We start from the raw sequence: 13,129 nt of genomic DNA, 5'->3' as shown, positions 1-13,129 counted from the left end.
TTCCTGTGGCGAGGGGATTTATCCCCGATCGAGTGCGAAGCGCTCGCCATCGATTTGTATGGCAGCAAAGATTTTGGGGCTGCTTCGCAGCCCAACGGGGATAAATCCCCTCGCCACAAAGGGCAGTACCAATCCCATGGCCGCAGATGGCTATCCAAGGTTTCATCGCTCCCTCGTTCAAAAGCTTTTTTGACAGCAGCGCATTTCAACAGGTTAGAATCGCTGGCACGCAGACTGCATGGTCAGTCTGTGTCCGCCCTTAAGCTTTTCCGGAGTACTGCCTTTGACTGCGACGACCATCAACAGCCTGTTCTTGATCGGCGCGTTGCTGGTGAGTGCGAGCATTCTGGTCAGTTCTCTTTCGTCCCGCCTGGGCATCCCGATCCTGGTGATCATCCTGGCCGTGGGCATGGCAGCCGGTATCGACGGCGCCGGTATTCTGTTCGACAACTACGCCACGGCCTACCTGGTCGGCAACCTCGCCCTGGCTGTCATCCTGCTGGACGGCGGTTTGCGCACCCGGGTCTCGAGCTTTCGCGTGGCGCTCTGGCCAGCGTTGTCGCTGGCCACGGTGGGCGTGCTGATTACCACCGGGCTGACCGGCCTGGCGGCGGCGTGGCTGTTCAACCTCAACCTGATCCAAGGCTTGCTGATCGGCGCCATCGTCGGCTCGACCGACGCCGCGGCGGTGTTCTCGCTGCTGGGCGGCAAGGGCCTGAACGAGCGGGTCAGCGCCACCCTCGAGATCGAGTCTGGCAGCAACGACCCCATGGCGGTGTTCCTGACCGTCACCCTGATCGGCATGCTCGCCAGCGGCGAAACCGGCCTGCACTGGAGCCTGCTCGGACACTTGGTGCGCGAGTTCGGCATCGGTGCGGTACTCGGCCTGGGCGGTGGCTGGTTGATGCTGCAATTGGTCAACCGTATCCACCTGGCCAACGGTCTCTACCCGATCCTGGTGATCAGCGGCGGCCTGGCCGTATTCGCCCTGACCAACGCCTTGCACGGCAGCGGTTTCCTCGCGGTGTACCTGTGTGGCCTGGTGCTGGGCAACCGCCCGGTGCGCAGCCGCCACGGCATCCTGCACATGCTCGACGGCATGGCCTGGCTGGCCCAGATCGGCATGTTCCTGGTGCTGGGGTTGCTGGTCACGCCCCACGACCTGCTGCCGATCGCCCTGCCCGCCCTGGGCCTGGCCCTGTGGATGATCCTGTTCGCCCGCCCGTTGTCGGTGATGGTGGGCCTGCTGCCGTTCAGGGCGTTCCACGGTCGCGAGAAAGCGTTCATTTCCTGGGTCGGCCTGCGCGGCGCGGTGCCGATCATCCTGGCGGTGTTCCCATTGATGGCCGGCCTGCCCCACGCCCAGCTGTACTTCAACCTGGCGTTCTTCATCGTGCTGGTGTCGCTGCTGGTGCAGGGCACCAGCCTGCCATGGGTCGCCAAGTTGTTGCATGTCACTGTCCCACCCGAGCCGCTGCCGATTTCCCGGGCCGCACTGGAAGTCCACGTCACCAGCGAGTGGGAGCTGTTCATCTACCGCCTGGGCAAGGAAAAATGGTGCATCGGCTCGCCCCTGCGAGACCTGAAAATGCCCGAAGGCACCCGCATCGCAGCGCTGTTTCGCGGCCAGCAACTGCTCCATCCGTCGGGTAGCACGGTGTTGGAAGTCGGTGATTTGCTGTGTGTCATCGGCCACGAACACGACTTGCCGGCCCTTGGCAAACTGTTCAGCCAGGCACCGCAACGGGGCCTGGATCTGCGCTTTTTCGGCGACTTCGTACTGGAAGGAGATGCCCAGTTGGCTGCGGTTGCGGCGCTGTACGGGCTGAAGCTCGACGGCATCGATCCGGACATGTCCCTGGGCCGTTTCATTGCCCAGAAAGTCGGCGGCGCGCCGGTGGTCGGCGACCAGGTGGACTGGAACAATACCCTGTGGACCGTCGCGGCCATGGACGGGAACAAGATCGGCAAAGTGGGCGTCAGATTCCCCGAAGGAAGTCGCCCGGGTCCCGGCTTGTTCCTCTAAACTGCTCCCACTCTCACTTGCTCGACCGGTCTCTATGCCTACCCTGCGCTCCTTTTTCGCCGCCGCCCTGCTGGGCCTGAGTCTCTCCGTCTGCACCCTGCAAGCTGCCGAAGTGCCCGCCCGTGAGTCGGTGCAGGCCAACCTGGACAAGATCGCCGACCGCAAGCTGCCGGAAGCCGACCAGAAGGCCTTGCAAGCGGTGCTGCAAGGCACCCTGACCCAGCTGAACAACAAGGCGGACTACGAACAGAAGCTGCACGCCCTCAAGCAACAACTGGCCAACGCGCCGAAACAGAACATCGAAAACCAGCGCGAACTGGCCCGGCTCAAGGGCACCAGCGTGGTGCCGGTGGCGCAACGCTACGCCAACCTGCCGATCCCCCAACTCGAACAGATGCTCGCGGAGCGCTCCACCCAGCAGGGCGATCTGCAAAAAGCCCTGGCCGACGCCAACAGCCTGATCATCACCGCCCAGACCCGCCCCGAGCGCGCCCAGGCTGAAATTTCCAGCAGCCAGACCCGCATCCAGCAAATCAACGCCATCCTCAAGGCCGGCCGGGACGCCGGCAAGCCCCTGAGCGGCGAACAGCGCGACCAACTCAATGCCGAACTGGCCGCGCTCAACGCCCTGATCCCGTTGCGCCGCCAGGAACTGGCCGGCAATAGCCAGTTGCAGGACCTGGGCAACGGCCAGCATGACTTGCTCACGGAAAAGATCGACCGCATGGAGCAGGAAATCCAGGACCTGCAAAACCTGATCAACCAGAAGCGCCTGGCCCAATCCCAGGAGACGGTGACCCAGCAATCCATCGAGGCCCAGAAAGCCGGGAGCAGCAGCCTGCTGGCCACCGAAAGCGCCGCCAACCTGAAGCTTTCCGACTACCTGCTCAAGAGCACCGACCGCCTCAACGAAGTCACCCAGCAGAACCTGCAAACCAAGCAACTGCTCGACAGTGTCACCCAGACCGACGCAGCCCTGGACGAGCAGATCAGCGTACTCAAGGGCAGCCTGCTGCTCTCCAAGATTCTCTACAAGCAGCGCCAGACCCTGCCCCGGCTGAAGCTGGATCAGAACCTGGCCGACCAGATCGCCGACATCCGCCTGTACCAGTTCGAAGTCAGCCAGCAGCGCGAGTTGCTGAACAACCCCAGCGCCTATGTCGACAGCCTGCTGGCGTCGCAACCGTCGGAGCAGGTCACGCCGCAACTGCGCAAGACCCTGCTGGACCTGGCCCTGACCCGCGTGGACCTGCTGGAGCGACTGAACCGTGAGCTGAGCGCGGTCCTCAACGAATCCATCACCTTGCAGCTCAACCAGAAGCAACTGCTCAGCACCGCCCAGAACCTGCGGGCCACCCTCGAAGAGCAGATGTTCTGGATCCCCAGCAACAAGCCGCTGGACCTGGAATGGTTGCGCGCAGTGCCGGCGCGGCTGGAAAAACAGGTCGATTCGTTGCCCTGGGCCTCGAGCCTCAGCGAACTGGCCGACGGCCTGACTCAACGGCCGCTGCTGTTCCTGCCCCTGGCGTTGCTGATCGGTGCCCTGCTGTGGCGGCGCAAGAGCCTGTACGCGCGCCTGAACAAGGTTCACCAGGACGTCGGCCACTTCAAGCGCGACAGCCAACTGCATACCCCCCAGGCGATCCTGATCAACATTCTGCTGGCAATGCCGGTGGCTCTGGCACTGGCGCTGTGCGGCTACGCCCTGCAGATCGACGCCCGCGGCCAGAACGCCAACCTTGGCGCGGCGCTGTTGCAGATCGGCCAGGCCTGGCTGGTGTTCTACACCGCCTATCGAGTGCTGGCGCCGGGCGGCGTAGCCGAGCTGCATTTCCGCTGGGAGAAACCCCAGGTCGAATTCCTGCAAGGCTGGATCCGCCGCCTCGGGCTGGTGGTGCTGGCGCTAGTGGCCGTGGTGGCGGTGGCCGAGTTGCAACCGGCGGCCCTGGCCGACGACGTGCTGGGCATGCCGGTGGTGCTGACCTGCTACGCGCTGATGGCGTGGCTGCTCAGCCGCTTGCTACTCAGCAGCCCGACGCACAAGAACACCTCGCTGTTTCGCAAGGCCGTCGGGGTGATGTTCACGGCCTTGCCGATCGCGCTGTTCGTGGCCGTGTGCTTCGGCTACTACTACACCGCGCTGAAGCTCAGCGACCGCTTGATCAACACCCTGTACCTGCTGATGTTCTGGCTGGTGATCGAAGCCACGTTCGTGCGCGGCCTGTCGGTGGCGGCGCGGCGCCTGGCCTACCAGCGCGCCCTGGCCAAGCGCCAGGCCGCCAAGGAAGCCGGCGACGGCGAGGCGGTGGTCGAGGAACCGACGCTGGACATCGAAAAGGTCAACGAACAGTCCCTGCGCCTGATTCGCCTGGCTCTGCTGGGCGGTTTCATGGCCGCGCTGTACTGGGTCTGGTCGGACCTGATCAGCGTGTTCTCGTACCTGGACAACATCACCCTCTACGAATACACCAGCGGCACCGGCGCCAACATGAGCATGGTGCCCATCAGCATCGGCGACATGCTCGGCGCCCTGATCATCATCGGCATCACGTTCGCCCTGGCCCGCAACCTGCCGGGCCTGTTGGAAGTCTTCGTGCTGTCGAAGCTGAACCTGGCCCAGGGCAGCGCCTATGCCACCACCACGCTGCTGTCCTATGTGATCGCCGGTGTCGGTTTCGTCACCACCCTCTCCACCCTCGGCGTGAGCTGGGACAAACTGCAATGGCTGGTGGCCGCGCTGTCGGTGGGCCTGGGCTTCGGCATGCAGGAAATCTTCGCCAACTTCATTTCCGGGATCATGATCCTGTTCGAGCGCCCGGTGCGCATCGGCGACACCATCACCATCGGCAACCTGTCGGGCACGGTCAGCAAGATCCGCATTCGCGCCACCACCATCACCGACTTCGACCGCAAGGACATCATTGTCCCGAACAAGACCTTCATCACCGGGCAACTGATCAACTGGTCGCTGACCGACACCGTCACCCGGGTAACCCTGAAACTGGGCGTCGACTACGGCTCGGACCTGGACCGTGTCCGCGAACTGCTGCTCAAGGCCGCCCGCGAAAACCCACGGGTGCTCAAGGAGCCGGAACCGATCGTGTACTTCCTGAACTTCGGTGAAAGCACCCTGGACCACGAGTTGCGCATGCACGTGCGCGACCTCGGTGACCGCAACCCGGTGCTGGACGAGATCAACCGCTTCATCAACCGCGAATTCAAGAAAGAGCACATCAACATTTCGTTCCGGCAGATGGAGATCTACCTGAAGAACCTGCACGGCCAGGAGTACAAGCTGGTCCCGGCCGAGCCCGACAACAAGACGCTTTCGCCCGTGCCTTCGACCGTCGCCAGCATCAAGCCGGTCCCCGAACCACCGCAACAGACACTCGACTGATCGCGGGGTGCCTTGAGGCATCGCGCCGGAGACGGCCATGAAAACGCTGGAAACCCTGACCTTCGACAACCGCTTCGCCCGCCTGGGCGACGGTTTCTCGGCCCATGTGCTGCCCGAGCCGATCGACAATCCCCGGCTGGTCGTCGCCAGCCCGGCCGCCATGGCGTTGCTCGACCTGGACCCGGCCGAAGCCCAGTCACCGTTGTTCGCCGAGCTGTTCGGCGGGCACAAGCTCTGGGCCGAGACCGAGCCTCGGGCGATGGTGTATTCGGGGCACCAGTTCGGCCATTACAACCCGCAACTGGGCGATGGCCGCGGGCTGCTGCTGGGTGAGGTGTACAACGAAGCCGGCGAGCATTGGGACCTGCACCTCAAGGGCGCCGGCCAGACCCCTTTCTCGCGGATGGGCGATGGCCGCGCGGTGCTGCGTTCGTCGATCCGCGAATTCCTCGCCTCCGAAGCCCTGCACGCCTTGGGCATCCCCACCACCCGCGCGCTGTGCGTGATTGGCTCGGACACCCCGGTCTGGCGCGAAAAACAGGAGCGCGCCGCCATGGTCCTGCGCCTGGCCCCCAGCCATGTGCGCTTTGGTCACTTCGAGTATTTCTACTACACCAAGAAGCCCGAGTTACAGGCGGCCCTCGCCGAGCACGTGCTGAACCTGCACTTTGCCGAATGCCGTGAACAGCCGGAGCCGTACCTGGCGATGTTCCGCGAAATCGTCGAGCGCAACGCCGAGCTGATTGCCAAATGGCAGGCCTACGGCTTCTGCCATGGCGTGATGAACACCGACAACATGTCGATCCTGGGCATCACCTTCGATTTCGGGCCGTTCGCCTTCCTCGATGACTTCGACGCCCACTTCATCTGCAACCATTCCGATGACCAGGGCCGCTATTCATTCAGCAACCAGGTGCCCATCGGCCAGTGGAACCTCAGCGCCCTGGCCCAGGCCCTGACGCCTTTCATCAGCGTCGAAGCCCTGCGCGAAACCCTTGGCCTGTTCCTGCCGCTGTACCAGGCCCACTACCTGGACCTGATGCGCCGCCGCCTGGGCCTGACCTGCGCCGAAGAGGACGACCAGACGCTGGTGGAGCGCCTGCTGCAATTGATGCAGAACAGCGGCGTTGACTACAGCCTGTTCTTCCGCCGACTGGGTGAGCACGCCCCCGAACAGGCCATCGCGCAGTTGCGTGATGACTTCGTCGACCTCAAGGGCTTCGACGCCTGGGGCGAACTGTACGTCGCCCGCGTCGGCCGTGACGGTGCGGCGGACCAGGCCCAGCGCCAGGCCCGCATGCACGCGGTGAACCCGCTGTATGTGCTGCGCAACTACCTGGCGCAAAACGCCATCGATGCCGCCGAGGCCGGCGACTACGACGAAGTCCGCCGCCTGCACACGGTGCTGAGCAAACCGTTCGAAGCACAACCGGGCATGGACCGCTACGCGCAACGTCCGCCGGAGTGGGGCAAGCACCTGGAGATCAGTTGCTCTTCGTGATGCCGTTCCACAGTAGCAACGGCATCACATAACCCCGTCAGATAAAGGTTTCCACCGAGACGCCGAAACGCTCGGCCAACCAACGGATCTGCCGCACGTTGAGTTGGCGCTTGCCGCTCAGCACCTCCGACACCACCGATTGGGTACCTACCCCAGGCAGGTCGCTCTGGTTCAGCCCATGTTCACGCATCAGATAACGCAACGTCTCGACGCCGCTGGCCTTGGGCATGGGACGATGCTGATGATCCCATGCCTCGATCCATTCGCCGATGATGTCCACCAGGCTCATAAGTGGATGGGTTTCGTCTTCGCCGATCCGCTCCAATAATTCATCCAAGGCCCCGGCCAGCCGATCGTAATCGTCTTCACTCCTGGGTTTGCGCAGCAGAGGCGACACAAACTCCCAATGGGCGGCGACTTGCTCAATCAGTGCACTCATCCCTTTTCCTCCTTCCACTTACCTTTATCGTACGCTTGATGGTCCAACACGCTCTTGATGTACAAACGCCGGGCCCGATAGCGAACCACGGCGATCAATCGCAATTTATTGCCACCGATGTCGAACACATGGAGCGGCCCGACTTTGTCGATGGCAGGAAAAATCGACTTCATCGCTGCAAAATCGATCGGATTGTTGCGCTTGATCAACCGATACCATTGATCCAACGCGCTGGCTGAATGTGGCCATCGCTCCTTGGCCTCCCAGATACGCTTCTCAGTTATCACATGCATGCAATGTCCTTATCGCACTTTGCTATAGAGGAGTTAAACATAGATCGAGCTCATCGCAAATCGCGATAATCCCGAGTAGACAAGCGGTTGCCAAAGTGCAACTTCAGCCTAGCGACCGCAGACGCCACCCTCCGGCTGAAAATGTGAGCAGGTGTGAGACTTGCGCACACCTGCAACCCATCGAACACGCCCTGTGTTCTGCGCTAGGCCATGTCACTGCGACTGAATTCCTCGGCCAGGAAGTCAATCAGCGTACGCACCGACGGCAGCAACCCGCGCCGTGAGGCGAAGATCGCGTGGACGATCCCGCATTTGGGCGTCCAACCCGGCACCAGTTCCACCAGGCGACCGGCCGCCAGGTCCTCGCGCACCACCACGTTGGGCAGGTGGGCGATGCCGACGCCCGCCAGCACGGCGTGACGCAGGGCCAGCAGGTCGTCGGTGACCATGCGCGGTGCGTGACGAATCAACGCACTGGCGCCGTCCGGGCCGAACAGCTCCCACTGGTATTCCCGCTGCGCCGAGCCCCAATGCACGCTGGGCAGCCCGTTGAGGTCCGCCGGGGAAGCGGGTGACGACAAGCGCTCGCGGTACATCGGGCTGCCCACCAGGCATTGGGTGCTGTTGCCCAGCACCTTCATGACCATGTCAGTGTTTTCCAGCGGCGGGAAGCGCACCCGCAGGGCAATGTCGAACCCTTCGTGGATCAGGTCGACCCGGCGGTTGGTGCTCTCGATGAACAGCTCCACCCGCGGGTACTGAAGCATATAGCGGGTCAGCATCGGCCCGACCCAGCTGTTGAGCAGCGCCGTCGGGCAACTGATGCGCACCAGGCCCTGGGGCTCGGAGCGGTTGCGCTCGATCACTTCGGCCGCGCTCTCGGCCTCGACCCGCATTGCCAGGCAACGCTGGTAATAGGCCTGGCCGATCTCCGTCAGCGTGCAGTGGCGGCTGGTGCGGTGGATCAACCGCACGCCGAGCCGCTCCTCCAATTGGGCAATACGCCGGCTGAGCTTCGACTTGGGCATGTCCAGCGCCCGGCCAGCGGCGGCGAAACCACCGTGCTCCACCACTTGGGTGAAGTAGTACAGCGTGTTGAGGTCTTCGATGATCGTTCTCCAAATAGAACGCTAAGGCGGATTTTTGCAGTCTAGCGCATCAAAGGTGTCGCTTTTAATCTATATCCATCGCTTAGGAACACCTTCACACCCGTTAATCACGCCGAACCGATCGGCACCCAAACTTGAGAGGATTCACCATGACCACTTCCTACAACCGCCTGGACAAAGACAACGCCGCCGTTCTGCTGGTGGACCACCAGGCCGGCCTGCTGTCGCTGGTGCGCGACATCGACCCGGACCGCTTCAAGAACAACGTGCTGGCCCTGGCCGACCTGGCGAAGTACTTCGAGCTGCCGACCATCCTTACCACCAGCTTCGAAACCGGCCCCAACGGCCCGCTGATGCCTGAACTCAAGAACCTGTTCCCGGATGCGCCGTACATCGCCCGCCCCGGCCAGATCAACGCCTGGGACAACGAAGATTTCGTCAAGGCGATCAAGGCCACCGGCAAGAAACAACTGATCATCGCCGGCGTCGTCACCGAAGTCTGCGTGGCCTTCCCGGCGCTGTCGGCCCTGGCCGAAGGTTTCGAGGTGTTCGTGGTCACCGATGCCTCCGGCACGTTCAACGAGCTGACCCGTGACTCGGCCTGGGACCGCATGTCCACCGCCGGCGCTCAATTGATGACCTGGTTCGGCCTGGCCTGCGAGCTGCATCGCGACTGGCGCAACGACGTGGAAGGGCTGGCGACGTTGTTCTCCAACCACATCCCGGACTACCGCAACCTGATGACCAGCTACAACACACTGACCAACGCTAAATAACAGCGACGTCGTACACAATGTGGGAGCGGGCTTGCTCGCGAAGGCGGTGTATCAGTCGACATCCAGGTGTCTGATACATCGCCTTCGCGAGCAAGCCCGCTCCCACATGGGTTTTCGGTGGTTTCTATATAGTGTTCAATCTGTGCCAATGATTTTTCCGGGAGACTGACCTGATGCTGATCCCCTGCCCCCACTGCAACGGGCTCAACCGCATACCCGCCGAACGCCTCGGCGACCAGCCCAAATGCGGGCGGTGCAAGGCCCCCGTGCTATCGAGCGAACCGTTCGAACTCAAGCAAGGCGATTATGCCAGCCAGATCAAGGGCGACCTGCCGTTGTTGGTGGATGTGTGGGCCGACTGGTGTGGGCCGTGCAAGGCCTTCGCCCCCGTGTTCGAGCAAGCCGCCGCGCAACTGGTGGGCAAATGCCGGCTGGCCAAGCTCGACAGTGAGGCCAACCAGGCGTTATCGGCGCAATTGGGAATCCGCTCGATTCCCAGCCTGATTCTGTTCAAGGACGGTCGGGAAGTGGCGCGCCAGAGCGGGGCGTTCCCGTTGCCGCAACTGATGGCCTGGTTGCGCAGCCAGGGGATTTGAAGCCACCTCATTGTGGGAGCGGGCTTGCTCGCGAATACGCTATGTCATCCAAAGCTTGGGTGGCTGATACACCGCATTCGCGAGCAAGCCCGCTCCCACAGAGGGTTATGCTCGGATTCAGGCGCTTTCCAGCATCCCATGCAACTCGACGAACTGCTGGGTCAGCTTGTGCCGTGGGTCCAGGTGGATCAGCGGCAGGCTGGCCTGGTGGGACTCGCGCATCCGCACCGAACTGCTCAGGTACACCGGCAGCACCGGCAGGCCCTCGGCAATCAGTTCGTCCAGGATCTGCTGGGGCAGGCTGGCGCGGGCCTGGAATTGGTTCACCACGATGCCTTCGACTTCCAAGCCCTCGTTGTGGTCGTCCTTGAGCTCTTCGATTTCCGCCAGCAGGCCATACAAGGCCTGCCGGGAGAAGCTGTCGCAGTCGAAGGGTATCAATACACGATCGGCGGCAATCAACGCAGAAACCGCATAGAAGTTCAACGCCGGCGGCGTATCCAGGTAAATCCGGTCGTAGTCCTCCTCCAACTCTTCGAGCAGTTTGCGCAACTTGTTGATCTTGTGTTTCGCCTCGAGCTTGGGCTGCAAGTCCGTCAGCTCAGAGGTGGCGGTGATGACGTGCAGGTTGTCGAACGGGGTTTCGTAGATGTCCACCTTGTTCTTTTTCGAGAAGGGCCCGGACGACAGGGTCTGCTTGAAGAAGTCGGCGATGCCCATGGGAATGTCGTCGCCCGTCAGGCCGGTCAGGTATTGGGTGGAGTTGGCCTGGGCATCCAGGTCCACCAACAGCGTGCGATAACCCTCGCTGGCGCTGACCGCCGCCAGATTGCAGGCGATGCTGGACTTGCCCACGCCACCTTTCTGATTGAACACCACACGCCGCATGACAAGACCTCCGTGTATCAAAGATTCCCGAGTGTAGTTGGCCGCAGCCCCGCTTCGCTACCTTCTACGTAGAAGGACTACAGCATCAGTGGCTTTTTCCAACAAGGCGACGTCCATAAGCGCCGGGAATGACAGAAAACACCGGCAGACAGGCGGGCTCCGATCACCAGAATGAGCCGTCCCTCACATTAAGCGGACCAACCGGTACATTTTGCTGGGCAAAATGTAACCAGTATTTGCTACAAGCCAACCGCACCGGGATAATGCGCGCCACTTGGGTCGCAGGACCGTGCAGGGTTGGACGCGGGTCAGATCGCTGACCGTGACAAATAAAAAGCCCGCAGGGGTGGGGTGAACGCTTTTGATCAACTTCAACATCGCCCAATGGCGCGCGTGGGCCCCTGGGCTCGAAAGCGTGGACGATTGGCAGGCGTGGAGCCGACAGCCGGTCGTGCTGGCCGCCAGCGATGCCGCCCCGGACGTGTCGTTCCTGCCCGCCATGCAGCGCCGGCGCCTCAGCCGCCTGGCGCGGATGGCCTTCAGTGTCGGCTGGCCCCTGGCCGAAGACCGGCCGGACCTGCCGTTGGTCTTTATTTCCCGCCACGGCGAAACCCCACGCACATTTGAGATTCTCAAGGACCTGGCGGCCGACCAACCCTTGTCGCCGACCCAGTTCAGCTTGTCGGTGCACAACGCCGTGATCGGGCTGTGGTCGATCATGCGGGGCGAAACCAGCGAAATGACTGCCCTGGCCGCCACTGGCGACGGGCTGGAGCACGGCGTGCTGGAAGCCGCCGCGTTGCTGAACGAAGGGGCGCCGGCGGTATTGCTGGTGATCACCGAAGAACAACCGCCGCAGGTCTATGCGCCGTGGGTCGACGACGTACCGTTCCCCTACGCGCTGGCACTGCTGCTGACCCGCGGCGACGACTGGCAACTGGACCTCGCCGCCCAGGACGGACAACCGCCGGGCAGCGAGTGGCCCCATGCCCTGGACCTGGTGCGTACGCTGCTGAACCACCAAACCACCTGCCAACATGCCTGGAAGAATCGTCTATGGACCTGGCAACGCAACCGGTGACCGGTAAACAACGCGACGCCTACTATTGGCGCCTGGTCGCGACCGCCGCAAGCTTTGCCCTGTTCGGGTTTGGCGGGTTGTGCCTGCGCCTGCTAGTGTTCCCGTTGCTCGCCTGCCTGCCCGGCGATGCCCAGGCCCACCGGCACAGAGCCCGCCGCACGGTCGGGCGATTGTTCTGGTGCTTTATCCGCTTCATGGCCCGCACCGGGGTGCTCACCTACCAGATCGACGGAGCCGAACGACTCGGCCGGCCCGGGCAGATGATCATCGCCAATCACCCGTCGCTGATCGACGTGGTGTTCCTGATCGGGCTGGTGCGCGACACCAACTGCGTGGTCAAGCAAAGTCTGTGGGACAACCCTTTCACCCGCGGCCCGCTGCGCTCGACCCAGTACATCAGCAACGACGGCAGCATGGACATGCTCGATGCCGCCAGCAACGCCCTGCAAGAGGGCCAGACCCTGATCGTCTTCCCCGAAGGCACCCGCACCCAGCCAGGCGAAGCGCCGGCATTTCATCGGGGCGCGGCCGCCATCGCGCTGCGGGGTGCGAAAATCCTCACGCCCGTGACCATCAAGGTCAGCCCCACCACCCTGACCAAGGCCGAACCCTGGTATCGCATTCCCGCGCGCCGCGTGCATTTCAGTTTCCGGGTTGGTGCCGATATAGACCCACAGGCATTCGCCGCGCTCGGCCCGCCGCCGCAAGCGTCGCGCAGGCTCAACGATTTTCTGCATCACTATTTCATCAAGGAGCTCGCCGAAGATGAGCGATCTGCACCGTGACATCAAACAGCTGATCATCGACGCCCTCGGCCTGGAAGACATCGGCATCGACGACATTGGCGACCACCAGACCCTGTTCGGCGAAGGCCTGGGGCTGGACTCGGTAGATGCCCTGGAGCTTGGCCTGGCGATCCAGAAACAGTACGGCATCAAGATCGACGCCGACGCCAAGGACACCCGTAACCATTTCAGCAATGTGGCAAGCCTTGCGGCCTTCGTCACTGCAAAACGCCCCTGA

Annotated in this window: 12 protein-coding genes; 8 read left to right on the top strand and 4 right to left on the bottom strand. The window is 62.8% G+C overall.

Features of this window, described 5'->3' with window-relative positions; genetic code table 11:
- Nucleotides 1-283 precede the first annotated feature (283 nt).
- Genes V5F23_RS02325 through V5F23_RS02315 form a run of 3 tightly spaced genes read left to right on the top strand, consistent with a single transcriptional unit; the run spans nucleotide 284 to nucleotide 6,924 of the window.
- Entirely contained in the window at nucleotides 284-2,026 is a 1,743-nt protein-coding gene (locus V5F23_RS02325; RefSeq protein ID WP_042727914.1) for a potassium/proton antiporter, read from the top strand.
- 34 nt (nucleotides 2,027-2,060) lie between these two features.
- Entirely contained in the window at nucleotides 2,061-5,423 is a 3,363-nt protein-coding gene (gene mscK / locus V5F23_RS02320) for a mechanosensitive channel MscK (RefSeq protein WP_042727915.1), read from the top strand.
- Nucleotides 5,424-5,460: 37 nt separating this feature from the next.
- Nucleotides 5,461-6,924 (top strand): YdiU family protein, encoded by a 1,464-nt coding sequence (locus V5F23_RS02315; RefSeq protein ID WP_042727916.1) that lies wholly within the window; start codon nucleotides 5,461-5,463, stop codon nucleotides 6,922-6,924.
- A gap of 37 nt (nucleotides 6,925-6,961) precedes the next feature.
- Here the strand turns inward: V5F23_RS02315 and V5F23_RS02310 are convergent, their stop codons facing one another.
- From V5F23_RS02310 to V5F23_RS02300, 3 genes are all read right to left on the bottom strand, one after another.
- A complete protein-coding gene (locus V5F23_RS02310; protein ID WP_042727917.1) occupies nucleotides 6,962-7,363 on the bottom strand; it encodes a transcriptional regulator in 402 nt (133 codons plus the stop codon).
- Entirely contained in the window at nucleotides 7,360-7,656 is a 297-nt protein-coding gene (locus V5F23_RS02305) for a type II toxin-antitoxin system HigB family toxin (RefSeq protein ID WP_047736099.1), read from the bottom strand. The genes V5F23_RS02310 and V5F23_RS02305 overlap by 4 nt, the downstream gene beginning before the upstream one ends.
- A 203-nt stretch (nucleotides 7,657-7,859) precedes the next feature.
- A complete protein-coding gene (locus tag V5F23_RS02300; RefSeq protein WP_202595557.1) occupies nucleotides 7,860-8,765 on the bottom strand; it encodes a LysR family transcriptional regulator in 906 nt (301 codons plus the stop codon).
- A 149-nt stretch (nucleotides 8,766-8,914) separates the two neighbouring features.
- Between V5F23_RS02300 and ycaC the strand changes: the two genes are divergently transcribed.
- Nucleotides 8,915-9,541 (top strand): isochorismate family cysteine hydrolase YcaC, encoded by a 627-nt coding sequence (gene ycaC / locus V5F23_RS02295; RefSeq protein ID WP_042727920.1) that lies wholly within the window; start codon nucleotides 8,915-8,917, stop codon nucleotides 9,539-9,541.
- A 173-nt stretch (nucleotides 9,542-9,714) separates the two neighbouring features.
- Nucleotides 9,715-10,137: a thioredoxin TrxC gene (gene trxC / locus V5F23_RS02290; protein WP_042727921.1), complete on the top strand. Its 423-nt coding sequence runs from the start codon at nucleotides 9,715-9,717 to the stop codon at nucleotides 10,135-10,137.
- A gap of 117 nt (nucleotides 10,138-10,254) precedes the next feature.
- On the opposite strand, the gene V5F23_RS02285 is transcribed toward trxC, so the two are convergent.
- Nucleotides 10,255-11,025, bottom strand: coding sequence for a ParA family protein (locus tag V5F23_RS02285; protein ID WP_042727922.1), 771 nt, complete (start codon nucleotides 11,023-11,025; stop codon nucleotides 10,255-10,257).
- A gap of 361 nt (nucleotides 11,026-11,386) precedes the next feature.
- On the opposite strand from V5F23_RS02285, the gene V5F23_RS02280 reads away from it, so the two are divergent.
- From V5F23_RS02280 to V5F23_RS02270, 3 genes are read left to right on the top strand one after another with little or no spacing between them, the layout of a single operon-like run.
- A complete protein-coding gene (locus V5F23_RS02280) occupies nucleotides 11,387-12,106 on the top strand; it encodes a beta-ketoacyl synthase chain length factor (RefSeq protein WP_042727923.1) in 720 nt (239 codons plus the stop codon).
- A complete protein-coding gene (locus tag V5F23_RS02275; RefSeq protein ID WP_042727924.1) occupies nucleotides 12,082-12,891 on the top strand; it encodes a lysophospholipid acyltransferase family protein in 810 nt (269 codons plus the stop codon). The genes V5F23_RS02280 and V5F23_RS02275 overlap by 25 nt, the downstream gene beginning before the upstream one ends.
- On the top strand, nucleotides 12,872-13,129 hold the full coding sequence (locus V5F23_RS02270; protein WP_042727925.1) for a phosphopantetheine-binding protein: 258 nt from the start codon (nucleotides 12,872-12,874) through the stop codon (nucleotides 13,127-13,129). Before V5F23_RS02275 ends, V5F23_RS02270 begins: the two co-directional genes overlap by 20 nt.

This window comes from Pseudomonas sp. WP18 (genome assembly GCF_036689585.1).
In the GTDB taxonomy this organism is placed as follows: domain Bacteria; phylum Pseudomonadota; class Gammaproteobacteria; order Pseudomonadales; family Pseudomonadaceae; genus Aquipseudomonas; species Aquipseudomonas chlororaphis_E.
This window is presented reverse-complemented; position numbering and strand designations above follow the sequence as displayed.